Annotated in this window: 14 protein-coding genes; 2 read left to right on the top strand and 12 right to left on the bottom strand. The window is 69.0% G+C overall.

Translation table 11 applies throughout. From position 1 onward, the window contains the following. Positions 1 to 6: 6 nt before the first annotated feature. Complete coding sequence (gene glgP / locus A4X17_RS07825) at positions 7 to 2,580, bottom strand: alpha-glucan family phosphorylase (RefSeq protein ID WP_064295113.1); 2,574 nt, start codon at positions 2,578 to 2,580, stop codon at positions 7 to 9. Positions 2,581 to 2,729: 149 nt separating this feature from the next. Between glgP and A4X17_RS07820 the strand changes: the two genes are divergently transcribed. Continuing rightward, the gene (locus A4X17_RS07820; RefSeq protein ID WP_082916013.1) at positions 2,730 to 4,784 is read left to right on the top strand and encodes an alpha-1,4-glucan--maltose-1-phosphate maltosyltransferase; all 2,055 of its coding nucleotides are present in this window, start codon (positions 2,730 to 2,732) and stop codon (positions 4,782 to 4,784) included. 65 nt (positions 4,785 to 4,849) lie between these two features. Then, the gene (gene glgB / locus A4X17_RS07815; RefSeq protein WP_064295160.1) at positions 4,850 to 7,072 is read left to right on the top strand and encodes a 1,4-alpha-glucan branching protein GlgB; all 2,223 of its coding nucleotides are present in this window, start codon (positions 4,850 to 4,852) and stop codon (positions 7,070 to 7,072) included. A gap of 78 nt (positions 7,073 to 7,150) precedes the next feature. Here glgB and A4X17_RS07810 read toward each other — a convergent pair whose 3' ends face one another. The 11 genes from A4X17_RS07810 to rpsB all read right to left on the bottom strand — a co-directional run bounded on the left by A4X17_RS07810 (position 7,151) and on the right by rpsB (position 17,003). Beyond that, on the bottom strand, positions 7,151 to 8,131 hold the full coding sequence (locus A4X17_RS07810) for a tetratricopeptide repeat protein (protein ID WP_064295112.1): 981 nt from the start codon (positions 8,129 to 8,131) through the stop codon (positions 7,151 to 7,153). After that, the gene (locus A4X17_RS07805) at positions 8,128 to 9,993 is read right to left on the bottom strand and encodes a hypothetical protein (protein WP_064295111.1); all 1,866 of its coding nucleotides are present in this window, start codon (positions 9,991 to 9,993) and stop codon (positions 8,128 to 8,130) included. The genes A4X17_RS07810 and A4X17_RS07805 overlap by 4 nt, the downstream gene beginning before the upstream one ends. A gap of 118 nt (positions 9,994 to 10,111) precedes the next feature. Then, positions 10,112 to 10,855, bottom strand: coding sequence for an alpha/beta hydrolase (locus A4X17_RS07800; protein WP_064295110.1), 744 nt, complete (start codon positions 10,853 to 10,855; stop codon positions 10,112 to 10,114). Positions 10,856 to 10,907: 52 nt separating this feature from the next. Next, on the bottom strand, positions 10,908 to 11,198 hold the full coding sequence (locus tag A4X17_RS18895) for a hypothetical protein (RefSeq protein WP_071260877.1): 291 nt from the start codon (positions 11,196 to 11,198) through the stop codon (positions 10,908 to 10,910). Between the two features lie 50 nt (positions 11,199 to 11,248). Then, positions 11,249 to 11,917, bottom strand: a complete 669-nt coding sequence (locus A4X17_RS19665) for a hypothetical protein (protein WP_064295109.1) — start codon at positions 11,915 to 11,917, stop codon at positions 11,249 to 11,251. 75 nt (positions 11,918 to 11,992) lie between these two features. Beyond that, entirely contained in the window at positions 11,993 to 12,550 is a 558-nt protein-coding gene (locus A4X17_RS07790) for a DivIVA domain-containing protein (RefSeq protein WP_231884326.1), read from the bottom strand. A gap of 55 nt (positions 12,551 to 12,605) precedes the next feature. Continuing rightward, positions 12,606 to 13,568, bottom strand: a complete 963-nt coding sequence (locus tag A4X17_RS07785) for a phosphatidate cytidylyltransferase (RefSeq protein WP_231884325.1) — start codon at positions 13,566 to 13,568, stop codon at positions 12,606 to 12,608. Between the two features lie 155 nt (positions 13,569 to 13,723). After that, entirely contained in the window at positions 13,724 to 14,278 is a 555-nt protein-coding gene (gene frr / locus A4X17_RS07780; RefSeq protein ID WP_064295107.1) for a ribosome recycling factor, read from the bottom strand. Between the two features lie 72 nt (positions 14,279 to 14,350). After that, positions 14,351 to 15,064: a UMP kinase gene (pyrH, locus tag A4X17_RS07775; RefSeq protein WP_056006822.1), complete on the bottom strand. Its 714-nt coding sequence runs from the start codon at positions 15,062 to 15,064 to the stop codon at positions 14,351 to 14,353. Between the two features lie 169 nt (positions 15,065 to 15,233). Beyond that, on the bottom strand, positions 15,234 to 16,061 hold the full coding sequence (gene tsf, locus A4X17_RS07770) for a translation elongation factor Ts (RefSeq protein WP_064295106.1): 828 nt from the start codon (positions 16,059 to 16,061) through the stop codon (positions 15,234 to 15,236). An 18-nt stretch (positions 16,062 to 16,079) separates the two neighbouring features. After that, complete coding sequence (rpsB, locus tag A4X17_RS07765; protein ID WP_064295105.1) at positions 16,080 to 17,003, bottom strand: 30S ribosomal protein S2; 924 nt, start codon at positions 17,001 to 17,003, stop codon at positions 16,080 to 16,082. Positions 17,004 to 17,296 lie beyond the last annotated feature (293 nt).

The raw sequence follows: 17,296 nt of genomic DNA, 5'->3' as shown, positions 1-17,296 counted from the left end.
ATCGCCCTACTGGTCCGCCACGGCGACGAGCCCGAGTTCCGCGGGGGTGAGGAGCAGCTCGTGTCTCGGCACGATGCGCACCGTGTACCCGAACCCGCCGGCCCGATCGAGGGGAAGCGTCCCGGCGTACTCGAGTGTGTGCTCCGGCCGACTCGTCGACGGGGACTGCTGCTGCTCGAGCGGCTGCGTCCGGATGTCGAGCAGTTCACCCCCGGCACCGGGCACCCCGTAGACCACCTCGACGGTCACGTCCTCGGGTGACAGCGATCCCAGTTGGACGTAGGCGCGCAGCCGCAGCACGTCACCGACCTGCGGGACCGCGTCGACACCGCCGCTCTCGACATGGGCGACCGCCAGCTGTGGCCAGGCCTCGCGCACCCGCTGCTTGTAGGCTGCCAGCTCGCGTGCCCGCTGCTGATCGGACGCGTTCAGCTCGCGCTCCATCGCCGCCGCCGGGAGGTACATGCGCTCCGTGTACTCGCGGACCATGCGGTCGGCGCTGAGCGGTTCGGACAGCGTCGAGATCGTGTGTCGCACCATCTGCATCCAGCGCTGCGGCAGCCCGTCGTCCTCGCGCTCGTAGAACCGCGGTACCAGCTGGTGCTCGAGGATCTCGTACAGTGCCGTGGCCTCGAGGGCGTCGCGTTCCTCGTCGTCCGCCGCCCCGTCCGCCGACGGGATGACCCAACCGTTCTCGCCGTCCGCGTACTCGTTCCACCATCCGTCGAGGATCGACAGGTTCAGTGCTCCGTTGAGTGCGGCCTTCATACCGGAGGTCCCGCAGGCCTCGAGGGGACGCAGCGGGTTGTTCAACCACACGTCACAGCCGGGGTAGAGCGTCTTGGCCATCCCGATGCCGTAGTCCGGTAGGAAGACGATGCGCGATCGGAGCTCGGGATCCTGGGCGAACTGTACGAGGCGCTGGATGAGCCGCTTGCCGTCGTCGTCCGCCGGGTGTGCCTTGCCCGCGACGACGATCTGGACGGGCCGTTCGGGGTGGAGCAGGATCGCGCGCAGTCGGTCGGGATCGCGCAGCATGAGGGTGAGCCGCTTGTAGCTCGGCACCCGCCGGGCGAACCCGATCGTCAACACCTCGGGGTCGAGCAGTTCGTCGATCCAGGACGGGAGCACCGCTTGCGGGTTCTGGGTCCGATACCCGTCGGCGATCCGGCGCCGCACGTCGGCGACGAGGCGCTCCCGCATCCCGTGCTTGCGCGACCAGAGCTCGGCGTCCGGGAGCGACGGATCGGACCAGTCCGCCCGACTCGTGTCGGTCGTCCCCCACCGGTCCACGGCGAGGTCGACGAGCGACGGATCCGTCCAGCTCGGGGCGTGGACGCCGTTCGTGATGGACGTGATCGGCACGTCCGAGACGTCGAAGCCGGGCCAGAGCCCTCGGAACATCGCGCGGCTCACCTCACCGTGCAACCGACTGACGCCGTTCGCGCGCTGCGCCAGACGCAGGCCCATGATCGCCAGGTTGAAGACGTCGGCCGAGCCGCCGTTCGCCGTCTCGTCGCCGAGTGCGAGGGCGTCCTGTGCGGCGACGCCCGGGAGCAGGTCACCGCTGAAGTACCGCGTGATCACCTCGCGGTCGAACCGGTCGATCCCGGCCGGAACGGGGGTGTGCGTCGTGAAGACGGTCCCGCCCCGCACGAGCTGCAGCGCCTCGTCGAAGGAGAGCCCGTTGCCGACGAGGTCGCTGATCCGCTCGAGTCCCAGGAAACCGGCATGGCCTTCGTTGGAGTGGTAGACCTGCGGCAGCGCGTGGTCCGTGAGCTCGCTCCACTGCTTGATCGCTCGGACGCCGCCGATGCCGAGGAGGAGTTCCTGCAGGAGGCGGTGCTCGCCGCCACCGCCGTACAACCGGTCCGTCACGCCGCGCAGGTCGGCGACGTTCTCCGGGATGTCCGTGTCGAGCAGCAGCAGTGGCACCCGACCGACCTCGGCGATCCAGACCCGTGCCGACAGGCTCCGGTCGTCCGGGAGCGCCAGGGTGACGGTGACCGGTGTCCCGTCCGGCTCCCGGAGCACCGTGACCGGGAGTCCGTCGGGGTCCTGCACGGGATAGGACTCCTGCTGCCAGCCGTCGTTCGTGATCGACTGCGCGAAGTATCCGGAGCGGTAGAGGAGGCCCACGCCGACGAGCGGCACCCCCAGGTCGGAAGCGCTCTTCAGGTGGTCGCCGGCGAGGATGCCGAGTCCGCCCGAATACTGCGGCAGGGCCGCGGCGATACCGAACTCGGGCGAGAAGTAGGCGATCGTCTGCGGTTTCGGGTCCGGAAGACCCTGGTACCACCGCGGCTCCTCCAGGTACCGGCGGAGGTCGGCGTGCAAGGCGTCGGCGCGGCCGACGAAGTCCGCATCGGCGGCGAGTTCCGCCAGTCGCTCCGGTGTCACGAGTCCGAGGCCGCTGATCGGATCGTGGTCGGACTCGCGCCAGACGTCCGGTGCGATCTCGTCGAACAGGCGCTGCGTCGGCTCGTGCCACGACCACCGCAGGTTCGCAGCGAGGGCCGTGAGCGAGGTCAGGGACTCGGGGATGAGCGCGCGGACGGTAAACCTGCGGATAGCCTTCACGCGCTCACTCTATGGCAACCGCAGCGGCCGCTCAGGACACGGCCGCGCCCGAGGCCTTAGCATGACGCGCGACACCCCGCGCGCCCCTTCATCGGTGGTCGTTTCGCGGTACGGTCGGACCAGTGGCACCGAAGGAGATGGAACGCACTATGCCGAAGTCAGTACCGCAGTCCTCCACCGTCGACGACGCCGGACCGGTGTCGCTCACGCTGTCCCCGAGCATCGGGCGCATCCCGATCCTGGATCCGACGCCCTCGGTCGAAGGTGGCCGTTGGCCGGCCAAGGCGTTCTCGGGCGAGGTGGTGCCGTTCGGCGCGACCGCGTTCCGCGAAGGGCACGACCTCATCGGCGTCGAGCTCCTGTTGACCGACCCGCGCGGGAAGACGGTCGCGCATCGGATGTCCCCCGGCGCCCCGGGCACGGACCGATTCGAGGTCGAGGTCCAACTCGCGACGGAGGGCCCCTGGCGGTACCAGGTCCGCGCCTTCGCCGACGAGTTCGCGACCTGGGAGCACAACGCCCGGGTCAAGATCGAGGCCGGTGTCGACGTCGAGCTCATGTACCTCATCGGCGCCGAACTCCTCGAGCGCGCCGCTACGGACAAGCTCCGCCCGGCGAAGGACCGCCGCTTCCTCACCGCCGCCGCCAAGCTCCTCCGCGACACCGAGGCCGAGCCGGAAGCCCGGTTCGCGGTGCTCGACGATCCAGAACTCCTGGTAATCGCCGACCGTCGGCCGTTCGCCGGTCTCGCGAGCACGAGCGACGAGCGCGTGGTCCGCGTCGAGCGCACCCGGGCCGGCGTCGGTTCCTGGTACGAGTTCTTCCCGCGGTCGGAGGGTGCCGAGCGGAACCCGGACGGCTCCTGGACGTCGGGCACTTTCCGCAGCGCAGCCGGTCGGTTGCCGGCCGTCGCCGCGATGGGGTTCGACGTCCTCTACCTGCCGCCAATACACCCGATAGGCGTGACGTTCCGCAAGGGACCGAACAACACCCTCACACCCGGCGAGCACGACCCGGGCTCCCCCTGGGCGATCGGTGGTGCCGCGGGCGGTCATGACGCGATCCATCCCGACCTCGGCACGGAGAAGGACTTCGTCGCCTTCGTCCGCCAGGCGAAGAAGGTCGGTCTGGAGGTCGCCCTCGATCTCGCCCTGCAAGCGTCGCCGGACCACCCCTGGGTGATCGAGCACCCCGAGTGGTTCACGACCCTCCCCGACGGCACGATCGCGTACGCCGAGAACCCGCCGAAGAAGTACCAGGACATCTACCCGGTCAACTTCGACAACGACCCCGAGGGCATCCGGGCCGAGGTGTTGCGCATCGTCCGCCACTGGATCTCGCTCGGCGTCCGCATCTTCCGCGTCGACAACCCCCACACCAAGCCGCTCGACTTCTGGGAGTGGTTGCTCGCGACCGTCAACCGGACGGACCCCGACGTCGTGTTCCTCGCGGAGGCCTTCACCCGTCCGGCCCTGCTGCAGGGTCTGGCGAAGGTCGGGTTCCAGCAGAGCTACACCTACTTCACCTGGCGCAACACGAAGGAGGAGCTCGAGGAGTTCCTCGGTGCGGCGGCGACCGAGACCGCCGACTTCCTCCGGCCCAACCTGTTCGTCAACACGCCGGACATCCTCACCGAGTACCTCCAGTTCGGTGGCCGGGCGGCGTACAAGGTGCGTGCGGCGATCGCCGCGACCGCCGCTCCGACGTGGGGGGTCTACGCCGGGTACGAGCTCATCGAGAACGTGGCCCGTCCCGGTGCCGAGGAGAACATCGACAGCGAGAAGTTCGAGTACCGTCCGCGGGACTGGGCCGCTGCGGAAGCCGCCGGCACCTCGCTGTCGCCGTACCTCACCCTGCTCAACCGGATCCGGCGTGCGCATCCCGCCCTCCGGCAGTTGCGCAACATCAGCTTCCACTGGAGCGACGACGACCAGATCCTCGTCTTCAGCAAGCATCTCGACCAGCGGTTCACCGGGACCGGTGAGCACGACACCCTGCTCGTCGTCGCCAACCTCGATCCGCACTCGGTCCGACAGACCATGGTGCACCTCGACCAGACCGTGTTCGGTGGTGTCCCGGGCGGCAGCTTCGACGTCACCGACCTCGTCACGGGAGCCGAGTGGATCTGGTCCGACAGCAACTTCGTGCGCCTCGACGCCTTCACCGAGCCCGTGCACATCCTGAGCGTGAGGATCCGACCATGACGACCAGCCCTGTGACCCCAGACGGAGCCGCTGCACCGAAGCGCTCCGGCCGTCGAGCCGCACCGATGCCGGTCGACGCCACACCGGCGCCCCGGGAGCTCCCGCTCCCCTCCGTCGAGGACTGGATCCTCGACGCCGTCGCGGAGGGCCGCTACCACGATCCGCACGAGATCCTCGGCCAGCACCTGGTCGACCTCGGCGGGGTGAGCGACCCCCTCGTGGTCGTCCGCGCCAGACGCCCGCTGGCAGAGCAGGTGACGGCGGTGCTCGCCAACGGTGCGCGCGTCGAGCTCGCGCACGTCCGCGCCGGCATCTGGCAGGGCTTCCACGTCGACGGCATCATCGACTACACGCTCGACGCCCGCTACAGCGACGGATCGATCTGGAACGCCGACGACCCGTACCGGTTCGCGCCGTCGATCGGCGAACTCGACCTGCACCTCATCGGCGAGGGTCGCCACGAACGACTCTGGGACGCCCTCGGCGCACACGTCACCGAGCTGCGTGGGGTCACCGAGTCGGTCGCCGGCACCGCGTTCGCCGTCTGGGCACCCCACGCACGCGCGGTCCGGGTCATCGGCGACCTCAACTCCTGGGACGGCACCGCGCACGCCATGCGCAACATGGGTGCGACGGGTGTCTGGGAGCTGTTCATCCCCACCATCGGCGCCGGCGAGCTGTACCGCTTCGAGATCCTGACCCAGCGCGGCGACTGGGTCCGTCGGTCCGACCCGATGGCCCGGTTCACCGAGCGCTCCCCCGCCACCGCATCCGTGACCGGTGTCAGCGACTACCGCTGGACCGACGAGGCGTGGCTCGATCGGCGAGCCGCGAGTGATCCGCACAACGGACCCATGAGCGTCTACGAGCTCCACGTCGGCTCGTGGCGTCCCGGGCTCGGCTACCGGGACCTCGCGGACCAGCTCATCGAGTACATCGCGGAGCTCGGCTACACGCACGTCGAGTTCATGCCGCTCGCCGAGCACCCCTTCGGCGGCTCCTGGGGCTACCAGGTCACCGGCTACTACGCGCCGACGAGCCGCTTCGGTTCGAGCGACGACCTCAAGTACCTGATCGACCGTCTCCACGGCGCGGGGATCGGCGTCCTCATGGACTGGGTGCCCGGCCACTTCCCCAAGGACGAGTGGGCCCTCGCGAACTTCGACGGTCAGCCCCTCTACGAGCACCCCGACCCGCGACGTGGCGAACAGCCGGACTGGGGCACCCTCGTCTTCGACTTCGGGCAGCCCCAGGTCAAGAACTTCCTGGTGGCCAACGCCCTCTACTGGCTCGAGGAGTTCCACGTCGACGGCCTGCGCGTCGACGCCGTCGCCTCGATGCTGTACCTCGACTATTCGCGGAAGGACGGCGAGTGGCTGCCGAACGTCCACGGCGGGCGCGAGAACCTCGAAGCGATCAGTCTCCTCCAGGAGGCGAACGCGACGGCCTACCGGCGGAACCCCGGGATCGTCATGATCGCCGAGGAGTCGACGAGTTGGCCCGGCGTCACGGCGCCGACGGGCGCGGGCGGTCTCGGGTTCGGTCTGAAGTGGAACATGGGCTGGATGCACGACTCGCTCCAGTACATCGAGCACGACCCGCTCTACCGGTCACATCACCACGGCGAGATCACCTTCTCGATGGTCTACGCCTTCAGCGAGAGCTTCCTCCTGCCGATCAGCCACGACGAGGTCGTCCACGGCAAAGGCTCCCTCCTCGCGAAGATGCCCGGTGACCACTGGCAGCAACTCGCGAACATGCGCGCCTACCTCGCGTTCATGTGGGCCCACCCCGGCAAGCAGTTGCTCTTCATGGGCCAAGAGTTCGGTCAGCCCTCCGAATGGTCTGAGGAACGCGGTCTCGACTGGTGGATCCTGGACCAGCCGAGCCACCGGGCGCTGCTCGGCCTCGTGTCCCGACTCAACGCCGTGTACACGGAGCACCCGGCGCTCTGGGCCCTGGACCACGACGCCGCCGGCTTCGAATGGCTCGACGCCGGGGACGCGCAGAACAGCGTGCTCTCATTCCTGCGCTGGGACGACGACGGCAACGTGATCGCCGCACTGGTCAACTTCTCCGGCGCCCCCGTCGGCCCGTACCGGGTCGGCCTGCCTCGCGCCGGTCGGTGGGAGGAACTCCTCAACACCGACGCCGTGGAGTACGGCGGATCCGGCGTGGGCAACTACGGATCGATCGAGGCGTCGGCGTCACCGTGGGCAGGACGCCCGGCTTCCGCCGAGCTCACGCTCCCCCCGCTCGGCATGATCTGGCTCAAGCACGTCGGCTGATCAGGCTTCCGCAGCACCCGGATGCACGACGAAGGCCCGCCTCCCGAGGGAGGCGGGCCTTCGTCGTGCATCGGTCGGTCAGTAGAGGAGGCCGGTCAACCGGGCCCTGGCCTTCATGACGCGCGGATCGGTGACGCCGGCGACCTGGAAGAGCTCGAGCAGGCGCGTCCGGACGGTGTCCTTACCCGACTGGTCGAGGTCGGGGAACAGCGTCAGCAGACGGTCGAAGGCGTCCTCGAGGTGTCCTCCGGAGAGGTCGAGGTCGGCGACGGCCAGCTGGGCGTCGAGGTCGTCGGGAGCAGCAGCGGCGCGTGCGCGGATCTCATCGAGGGTCTTCCCCGTGAGGCGGTGCAGCAGACGGACCTGAGCGAGGCCGGCCACGGCCATGTCGTCCTTGGGATTCTGCGCGATGGCCTTCTCGTACGCGGCGATGGCCGTCGGGTAGTCGGCACGCTCGATGGCCTCGTACGCCTCGGCGTGGAGGGGCGGCAGCGGCTCCTCCACGGGTTCGGCTGGAGCTGCGGCGTCCCCTTCGGCGACGACGGTCCGACCGGAGACCCCGTTCTGTTCGGCCAGCTGCAGCAACTGCTCGATCACATCGCGCACCTGCGACTCCGGGATGGCGCCGTTGAACATCGGCACCGGGCGTCCGCCGACGACGGCGACGACCATCGGGATCGACTGCGCCTGGAACGCCTGGGAGAGCTGCGGGTTCGCGTCGACGTCGACCTTGGCGAGCACGAAGCGGCCGGCGTATTCGGCGGCGAGGCGTTCGAGCACCGGGGAGAGCTGCTTGCACGGTCCGCACCACTCGGCCCAGAGGTCGATGACGACGGGGACGACGGAGGACAGCTCGACGACCTGACCGAACCCGTCGTCCGTCGCGTCGAAGACCAGGGACGGGACCTGGACGGTCTGGCCGGTCGTCGCGCCGGGCGCCTCTGCCGGTGCGCCCGCCTGCGTCGACGCGCCCGCGGGCGGCGTCTGGTGGCGACGAGCGAGACCGGAGAGGTCGACGGCGCCGCGCAGGTGTGCTGCGCTCGGCTCCGCGGCACTCACGGGAGCTCCGATGCGGCGATGAGGGTCTGGGTGAATCCGAGCAAGGTGATCTTCTCTCCGGAGTTGACGGCTGGCACGTAGAACAGGAGCTGGTCGCCGTAGGTGGCCTGCGTCCCCTTCGCGCTCTCGGTGATCCCGGAGAGCGCGGCGACCGCACCCGAAGGTTTCACGGTAGCACCGGCCGTGACGACCGAGACCACCTCGCCCTCCTGCACGTTGACGGCGACGATCGCACCCGAGTCGTTGGTCGCCAGTGCGACGTTCGGGCCGGTACCGGCGGCCGCCGAGAAGGCGATGCTCGCCGTCGTCGGCAGGTTCGCGGCCTTCGTGGCGCGGTCCGCAGCGACCTGGGTCCGGAAGACGTCACCATCGGCGTTGAACATGCCGGCGAAGGTGCTCGCATCGCCGTTGGTGATGATGTCGGCGTATGCCGCGGCGATCTCCTCCGGCGGCATGACGAGCAGCTTCGAGTCCGGCGGGACGCTCGCGGCACCGATGGTCGCGGGCGCGACGTTCTCGAGTCGGGCGCCCTCGAGGAGCTTCTCCGCGTAGACGACCTGGTAGTTCGACCGCGGGTCCTGCTGGGTCATCACGAGGACCGTTGGCGACACCGTCTCGTCGGCCTTGTCCTGGATGGCGGTCATGACCGTCCGAGGCCAGGCATCCGTCGCCTGGGGCAGGGTGAGCGTGACTGGCGACGCGGGGATGGGCGTCGCTCCGGCGGCATCGGCCACCTTGGAGCGGAGGGCGTAGTTCGCCCTGCGCTCCTCGAGAGCCGGCCCGGAGAACCGGACGGCTGCAGCGGTGCCGTCGAGCGCAGCATCGGCCTCGGACGCCGCCGTCGAGATCCGCGACACGATCCGCTCGACCTGTGGCACGGTGACGACGGGCGCGGCGAAGTCCTGGTCTTGGCTGTCGGCCGGCAGATCCGTCGCAGTGACGGTGGGCGTCGGTGACGGCGCTCCGATGGTCGGCCAGTAGTCCTGGGAGCAGCCACTCAGGCCCAGGGTCCCGATGAGGACGAGCGGTACGCCCACGACGAGTGAACGGCGCAGCGAAGAGCGCTTCGTCTTGCCGGCTCCGAGTTCACGGGGGCGGCGCGGCTTCGGTTGTCTCGACATCTTCGTGATGCCCTTCTGTCCTTGTCCCGGACCCTTGCGACGCGGGCCTCGCGAGCGACGCATGCGCTGGATCCCCGAGAGGTAGAGCACGATGCCGGCGAGGAGCACGAGGATGCCACCGGCGATCAGGGGACCGGCCCACGGGGTGGCGTTGTCGAGTGGCCAGGAGAGTCGGAGGGAATCCGGAGCTGCGGCCGAGCCGTCGGTCGCGATGAGCACGTCGATGTCCTTCGGCAGGTTCATCGTCGCGATGACCGCGCCCGCCTCGTCGTACTCACCGAGCCAGAGGTCGGATCCGCGCGGGTCCGGGCCCTTCTCGGCGGTGGTGGTGTCGTCGCTGGCCTCGGGGGCCGGCGTCGCCGACGGCTCGGGACTCGGGGTCGCCCCATCGTCGTCGGTGGCGTCCGCCTCGGCCGTGACGGTCGTGGTCGTCAGTGCGGTACCGGCACTGTTGACGCCCACGCGGCTGTAGGGCTCGTCGCCGAGCCAGGCCGTGATGTCGTCGGAGCGCCCGTAGCTCATGAACACCTGCGTGTCGCCGCCCGCGCCCGCCACGATGGACTGCGCTCCCGGCTGCGACTGCAGCACGCTCCCGGGGATGACGATGAACCGGTCTCCGCTGTCGACCGTCGTCGACAGGCTGAAGGTGCCGGGCGAGAGGAACACGGTCCGTTGCGCGATTCCCGTCACGATCATGACGGCTGCCACGACGAACGCGGCGATGGCGAGAACGAAACGCACGGATTACTCTCCTCTGGCGTCGGAACGACGCGGGTGATCCTGCGTCCGACGGGATCCGGCGGGTCGGGCCGGCAGGAGACGCAGGTGGTTCAGGCTATCGGAAATGACTGAGAGGCGGCTAGACGGCCGCTGGGAGGCCGGGAGCCGGCCAGTGGGTCGGCAGTGGCAGCGCCTCGGGACGCACTGCAGCGACGATCTCGGTGAGCACGCGTTGGGTCTGGCTCTCCCCCACCCACAGGTGCTTGGCGCCGTCCACCGGGACGAGCGTGACCCCGGGGAGGACGCCGAACCGTTCCGCCGCTTCCGCGGGTCGGAGGTAGTCGTCGAACTCGGGCACGAGGACGACCATCGGCCGGTCGTCGCCGGCCCATGCCCGGAGCTCGTCCTCCGTCGTGCGGTGCAGCGGCGGAGACAGGAGGATCACTCCGTCGACGGCCGGGTCGCGCCCGTACTTCAGGGCCAGCTCGGTCCCGAACGACCATCCCACGATCCACGGGTGCGGAAGCCCGCGCTCGGCCACGAACGCGAGCGCGGCCTCGACGTCGGCCCGCTCCCCGACGCCGCCGTCGAAGGCGCCGTCGCTCGTCCCTCGAGGAGACGAGGTGCCGCGGGTGTTGAAGCGGAGCACCGCGATCCCCGTGAGCGCAGGCAGGCGCGCCGCGGCCTTCCGCAGCACATGGGAGTCCATGAACCCGCCGGCGGTCGGCAGCGGGTGTAGCGTCACCAGGGTCGCGACGATCTCGCCATCGGCCGGCACCGCGAGCTCGCCGACGAGGGTCAGGCCGTCGGCCGTGTGCAGCTCGATCTCCTCGCGGACGGCGGGGAGCTCGGCGCCACCACGGATCTCGATGGTGTCGGTCATGAGTCAGTCCTCCGGGGCAGTGTGGTCGGGTCGATTCGCGGCGTGCGGGCGTTCACCGGATCCGCCAGCAGTGGGAGTGCCAATGCCGCCGGGCAGCGATGTCGGCCTGGTCGCCCAGGACCCCGTCGGCGCGCCACGTCACCACATGTGCGGTGCCGGGCGGGATGGACTGTCCGCATCCCGGACACACGTAGGTCTTCTGCGCACTGGAACCGCTGACGGGCTGGACGAACCAGGACCCGTCTCGATGGTCCTCGGTGCGTTTCCACCCTGCCATCAGCCGTTCGAGACCGTTACCCTCGTCGTCGCCGGGCCGTGGCCGGTGGCGGTGGTGTCGGGGCATGGGTCAAGTCTAGGCTCAGCCTCCACGACCGTGTCGGGAGGCGGTTCCGGTCAGTACCAGCCGTTGGACTCCGAGTGGGCCCACGCGCCACACGGCGTGCTGTACCGACTCGTGATGTATCCGAGACCCCAGGTGATCTGCGTCGCGGGGTTGGTCGCCCAGTCGGCGCCGGCCGAGGCCATCTTGGAGCCGGGAAGCGCCTGCGGGATGCCCGTGGCACCGGAGCTGGCGTTGTAGGCGTACACGTTCCAACCCGACTCACGGTTCCACAGGGAGACGAGGCAGCTGTACTCGCCCTCGCCCCAGCCGTTGGCCATGACCATGTCGTAGGCGATCGCCTGAGCCGTACCCGGGTCGGGCGTGCCTGCCGCGGGAGCGCTGCCCGTGGACGAGGAACCGCCGTCGGTCGCGGCCGGCGTCGCCACGGGAGGCGGCGGGGGCGGAGCGACGACCTCGTAGCTGTCGCGGGCGAAGGTGTACTGGTAGTTCGAGCTCGCGACGACGGACTGCGCCGCGTTGCCACCGAACTGCGCCTGCTTCTCCGCGTAGGAGGACGCCACGACGCTCGAGGTCGGGTCGACCATCGTCACGGCGACGAAGCCGAATGCAGCCGTCGCGGCGAAGATCCCGAGGACCTTCTTTCCGCGAGAGCGCGGCCGACGGTACGGCTGGACCGCCTTACCGGTGTTCGGCTGGGCTGATGGTTTCCACGGGGTCACGTCAGTTGAGTCTTGAGGCACGATGCATCGATGGTAGCCGAGAATGCCTGATCAGGCCACCTGGTCGACCGACGCTCAGCGAACCGCCAGCATGACGTCCACGACGCTGTCGAGCAGTGCGTCGACCTGCGACTCGCGGTATCCGGCCCATTCGTTGCGGAAGACGGCCGTGCGGACGCGGTCGACATTGAGCGGTGTGCCGTCGTGGAAGTAGGCGACGAGGCGGTCCGCGAGGGCGTCCACGTCCTTCCGGCTGTAGCCGCGGGCGAGCAGGCTCACGCGCTGGAACCGTTGGCCCTCCGGCCTCGTCAGCCGGTTGAGGATGACCTGCGCGGTGCCGCGGGCGTCGCGCAGCCACTCCTTGGCGCCGCGCTCCTCGACCGACCGTTCCCGCTCGCGGAGCGAGAAGGCGTCCTCGAGTCGCTCGAGCGCCGCGTCGACGTGCTCGGTGCTGTAGCCACCCCGGACGAGCCGGAACGCCACGTGCCGGATGTCCTCCGCGCTCAGGATCGCGTCGGCGTCGGCGTCGGTGTCCTGCCCGTAGGCGGCGCGAGCGCGGTCGAGGAACTCGTCGACCTCGGCCGGATCGTAGCCACGCTTCGAACGCTTTGAGGTGGGGAAGATCGTGCTCACCGGACCATTCTCCCCCATGAGGGGCTGATCGGGCGAAATCGGACCGAGCCGGGACTCAGACCGCGAGTCCGCCGAACAGCAGGTAGACCACGTAGGCGACGACCGCCGACGGCAGGATCGAGTCCAGGCGGTCGAGGAACCCCCCGTGTCCCGGCAGCCACGAGCTCATGTCCTTCACGCCGATGTCCCGCTTGATGAGCGACTCGGCGAGGTCGCCGACCGTGGCACTACCGAGGAGCAGCAGGCCGAGCAGGAGACCGACCCACCACGGCACACCGAGCATGAGGATCGCGAGCAGCACACCGGCCACGACCGCGACGACACCCGCCCCGGCGAAGCCCTCCCAGGTCTTGTTCGGGCTGATCACCGGCGCCATCTTGTGCTTGCCGAATGACAGGCCACTCACGTAGGCGCCGACATCGACGCAGATGACGAGGATCAGGAACGCCAGCGTCCACCATTCGCCCTCGGGCTGGGCGACCAGGAACACGGCGAAGGAGGCGAGGAAGGGGACGTAGACCTGGATGAACGTCCCGGACGCGAGGTCGCGGACCAGCGTGGGAAGGTCGGTGCGCTTCGAAGCGATGGCCTGCTCGGCCACGCGCCAGACGATGACCAGCAGGATGCCGAGCAGGACGACGGACCAGCGCCAGACGTCGTGGAGGAAGAACGCCGCCGGTTGCATCGCGACGGCCGAGATGACGGTCGGGATCGCCGGCACCCGGCGGTCGGTCTGCTCGAGGGCCTTCCGCAGCTCCAGCGTGGCGAAGGCCACCACGGCCGATGCCAGGACGACGAAGATCACCTTGAAGATGATCAAGCTCACGAGCATGATGCCGCCCGCGGCGACCCCGATGAGGATGGCGTTGACGAGGTTCCGACCGACGCGTGCCTCGATGCGTTCGTTCGTCGCGTCGAACTGCGCCTTCGTCGCCTGGACCTGCCGTTCGATGTCGGCACGTTTGGCGTCGACCTGCCGCTCGAACTTCGCGCGGCGGTCCTTCAGCTGGGAACGCAATTCCTGCGGACCCGACTTCCCGGACCGACCGGGTTCGGGTTGCGACGGATCGCTCGATCGCCCGGGAGCGACATCGTCTTCCACAGGTACCTCCAGCGGGCGTGCCGTCGGTCGAGGGACCGGTCGGCGAACGGAATCAGCGGTGGGACAGCGGCTCAGATGGAGAGCAGCTCGGTCTCCTTGGCCTTCAGCGCGGCGTCGACGGCGTCGATGTGCGACTTCGTGACGGCCTCGAGCTCCTTCTCGCCGCGTGCGACGTCGTCGTCGCCGACCTCGCTCTTGAGCGCCTCGAGGTCGTCCTTGCCCTTGCGACGGATGTTGCGGATCGACACCTTCGCGTCTTCGCCCTTGCCGCGGACGATCTTGACGTACTCCTTGCGACGCTCTGCGGTCAGCTCGGGCATGGTGACCCGGATGACGGTGCCGTCGTTCGTCGGGTTGGCGCCGAGGTTCGGGATGTCGCGGATCGCCTGCTCGATGTCGCGCAGTGCGGACTTGTCGTAGGGCGTCACGACGATCGTGCGAGCTTCCTGGTTCTGCAGGGAGGCGAGCTGCGCCAGCGGCGTCGGCGTGCCGTAGTAGCTCACCAGGACCTTCTGGAACAGCTGGGGGTTGGCGCGACCCGTACGCACCGTGGCGAAGTCATCCTTCGCGGCCTCGACGGCCTTCGACATCCGGGTACCAACATCCGAGAGGACATCCGCGATCACGAGCACTCCTTTGATTGCATTACTGGGTTCAGTCTAGTCGGGCGGCGGGCCTCGGCCTGGCCGCCCTGCCGCCTACGCGGAGGTGACGAGGGTGCCGATCGCGGCACCGCGGATGGCCGCCGTGACGTTGCCGGCCGGCTCCATGCCGAAGACGCGCATCGGCATGCCGTTGTCCATGCAGAGGCTGAAGGCCGTCGAGTCGACGACCTTGAGGCCACGCTGGAGCGCCTCCTGGTAGGAGATGGTGTCGATCTTCGTCGCGGTCGGGTCGACACGGGGGTCTGCGGTGTAGACGCCGTCCACGCCGTTCTTGGCGACGAGCACCTCGACGGCCCCGATCTCGAGCGCGCGCTGTGCGGAGACGGTGTCGGTCGAGAAGTACGGCAGCCCTGCGCCCGCTCCGAAGATGACGACGCGACCCTTCTCCAGGTGTCGCTCGGCGCGGAGCGGGATGTACGGTTCGGCGACCTGCGTCATGGCGATGGCCGACTGCACGCGCGTGGCGGCGCCGGCCTGTTCCAGGAAGTCCTGGAGCGCCAGGGCGTTCATGACCGTTCCGAGCATGCCCATGTAGTCGGCTCGGCCGCGGTCCATGCCGCGCTGGCTGAGCTCGGCTCCGCGGAAGAAGTTGCCGCCTCCGACGACCACTGCGACCTCGACCTCGGCGGTCGCTTCAGCGATCTCGCGGGCGATCGACCCGACCACGTCGGGGTTGACGCCCAACTGGCCGCCTCCGAACGCCTCACCTGACAGCTTGAGCAGTACCCTGCGCTTCTTCTCCGGCATCCGCCTGTCCTTCCTCGTCCCTCACACAACTTAGCGTCAGGAGCCGCCCGCTGTCCGCGACAGTGGTCGACTCACTGACCGGATCGTCACCGATCCCACGTGCACGGGTATGCCCGCGCACGCAAAGGGGTCCGGATCGCCACTGGCGATCCGGACCCCGTCACAACTGCTACGCGCCGACCTTGAAGCGGGCGAACCCGGTCACGGTGAGGCCCGCGTCAGCGAGCACCTTCTGCACGGACAGCTTGTTGTCCTTGGCGTAGTCCTGCTCGAGGAGCGCGACCTGCTTGAAGTACGAGGTCACGCGGCCCTCGACGATCTTCGGCAGCGCAGCCTCGGGCTTGCCCTCGTTCTTCGAGATCTCGGTGACGATCTCGCGCTCCTTCTCGACCTCGTCGGCCGGGACGTCGTCGCGGCTGAGGTAGGACGGGTTGGCGAACGAGATGTGCTGCGCGATGCTGCGAGCCGTCTCCGCGTCGTCGCCCGTGTAGCCGACGACCACGCCGACCTGCGCGGGCAGGTCCTTGTTGGTCTTGTGGAGGTAAACGGCGAAGTGCTCACCGTGCACCACCGCGAGGCGGCGGAGCTCGAACTTCTCACCGATGATCGCAGCGGAGTCCGCGATGACCTCGGCGACGGTCTTGCCGTCGGCCGGAGCCGCGTTCCCCTCTTCGACGGTGGTCGCGCCGGCGGCGACGACTGCGTCGAGGACGAGGTCGGCCAGAGCGAGGAACTTCTCACCCTTCGCGACGAAGTCGGTCTCGCAGGCGAGCTCGATGAGCGTGGCGGTGTCGCCGTTCTCCTTCGCGGCGACGAGGCCCTCGCTCGTGGAGCGGTCGGCACGCTTCGCGTTGCCCTTCGCACCCTTGAGACGCAGGATCTCGGTCGCCTTCTCGACGTCGCCATCGGCTTCGACGAGTGCGTTCTTGGTGTCGACCATGCCGGTGCCGAGCTGCTCGCGCAGCACCTTCAGGTCAGCGAGAGAAAAGTTGGCCATTGCTGGTGTCCTCCTTGATTACTTCTCGTCGGCGACGACGGCGGCAGCTGCACCCTCGGCGTCGGCGGCGGACTCGGTTGCAGCGACCTCGACGTCTTCGACAGCCGGGGCTGCCTCGACGGCGTCGGTTGCGGCGATCGCCTCATCGGCGACCTTCTCGGTCTCGGCGGAACCCTGCTCGCCGCCCTGGAGCAGCTCCTGCTCCCACTCGGCGAGCGGCTCGGCCGGGGCGTCGCCCTCGGTCGGCTTCTGGTGGCGCTGGATGAGACCCTCGGCGGCGGCGTCGGCGATGATGCGCGTCAGCAGGCCGACGGAACGGATCGCGTCGTCGTTACCCGGGATCGGGTAGGTGACCTCGTCGGGGTCGCAGTTGGTGTCGAGGATGCCGATGACCGGAATGCCGAGCTTGCGCGCCTCGTCGATCGCGAGGTGCTCCTTCTTGGTGTCGACGACCCAGAGCGCCGACGGCGTCTTCGAGAGGTTGCGGATACCACCGAGCGACTTGTGGAGCTTGTCCAGCTCGCGCTTCTTGATGAGGAGTTCCTTCTTGGTGAAGCCGCTCTTGGAGGCGTCTTCGAAGTCGAGCTCCTCGAGCTCCTTCATGCGGGCGAGTCGCTTCGACACCGTCTGGAAGTTGGTGAGGAGGCCACCGAGCCAACGCTGGTTGACGTAGGGCTGGCCGACGCGCGTCGCCTGCTCGGCGATGACTTCCTGCGCCTGCTTCTTCGTGCCGACGAAGAGGATGGTGCCGCCGTGGGCGACCGTCTCCTTGACGAAGTCGAAGGCCTGGTCGATGTAGCCGAGCGACTGCTGCAGGTCGATGATGTAGATGCCGGAACGCTCGGTGAAGATGAAGCGCTTCATCTTCGGGTTCCAACGGCGGGTCTGGTGCCCGAAGTGCACGCCGCTGTCGAGCAGCTGGCGGATGGTTACGACGGCCATGAGCCGTTCTCCTGTTCTGCGCTCGCCACCGCACCGCTGACGCGGACGGGTGGGAGTGCCTCGGTTGTCTGACGGACCGGATGGCCTCGTCCCTGGTGCCCGGCGCACGTCCGCCACGCTCCGGAGAGCGAGGACCGATTGGAAGTGGTGGCCGAAATGGCACGCGTAGTCACCCCGACGAGCGAGGTGCTCCGTTCAGCATAGCATCAGGCCACCGTGATGACGGCGCTCCACAGCCCGTCCGGCCACGTCCGTCTCCCCGCTCCGAGGCGCCCACCCGCGGGCCTGAGCCC

This window comes from Plantibacter sp. H53 (assembly GCF_001650455.1).
Lineage (GTDB): Bacteria > Actinomycetota > Actinomycetes > Actinomycetales > Microbacteriaceae > Plantibacter > Plantibacter flavus_A.
The sequence above is the reverse complement of the archived record's forward strand: the minus strand, read 5'-3'. Positions and strand labels throughout refer to the sequence as shown.

Bases quoted from the DNA above. Each gene is read 5' to 3' on its own strand.
- A4X17_RS07820 (WP_082916013.1), top strand. From the start codon at position 2,730: ATGCCGAAGTCAGTACCGCAGTCCTCCACCGTCGACGACGCCGGACCG.
- glgB (WP_064295160.1), top strand. From the start codon at position 4,850: ATGCCGGTCGACGCCACACCGGCGCCCCGGGAGCTCCCGCTCCCCTCC.
- A4X17_RS07800 (WP_064295110.1), bottom strand. From the start codon at position 10,855: ATGACCGACACCATCGAGATCCGTGGTGGCGCCGAGCTCCCCGCCGTC.
- A4X17_RS18895 (WP_071260877.1), bottom strand. From the start codon at position 11,198: ATGCCCCGACACCACCGCCACCGGCCACGGCCCGGCGACGACGAGGGT.
- pyrH (WP_056006822.1), bottom strand. From the start codon at position 15,064: ATGCCGGAGAAGAAGCGCAGGGTACTGCTCAAGCTGTCAGGTGAGGCG.
- tsf (WP_064295106.1), bottom strand. From the start codon at position 16,061: ATGGCCAACTTTTCTCTCGCTGACCTGAAGGTGCTGCGCGAGCAGCTC.
- rpsB (WP_064295105.1), bottom strand. From the start codon at position 17,003: ATGGCCGTCGTAACCATCCGCCAGCTGCTCGACAGCGGCGTGCACTTC.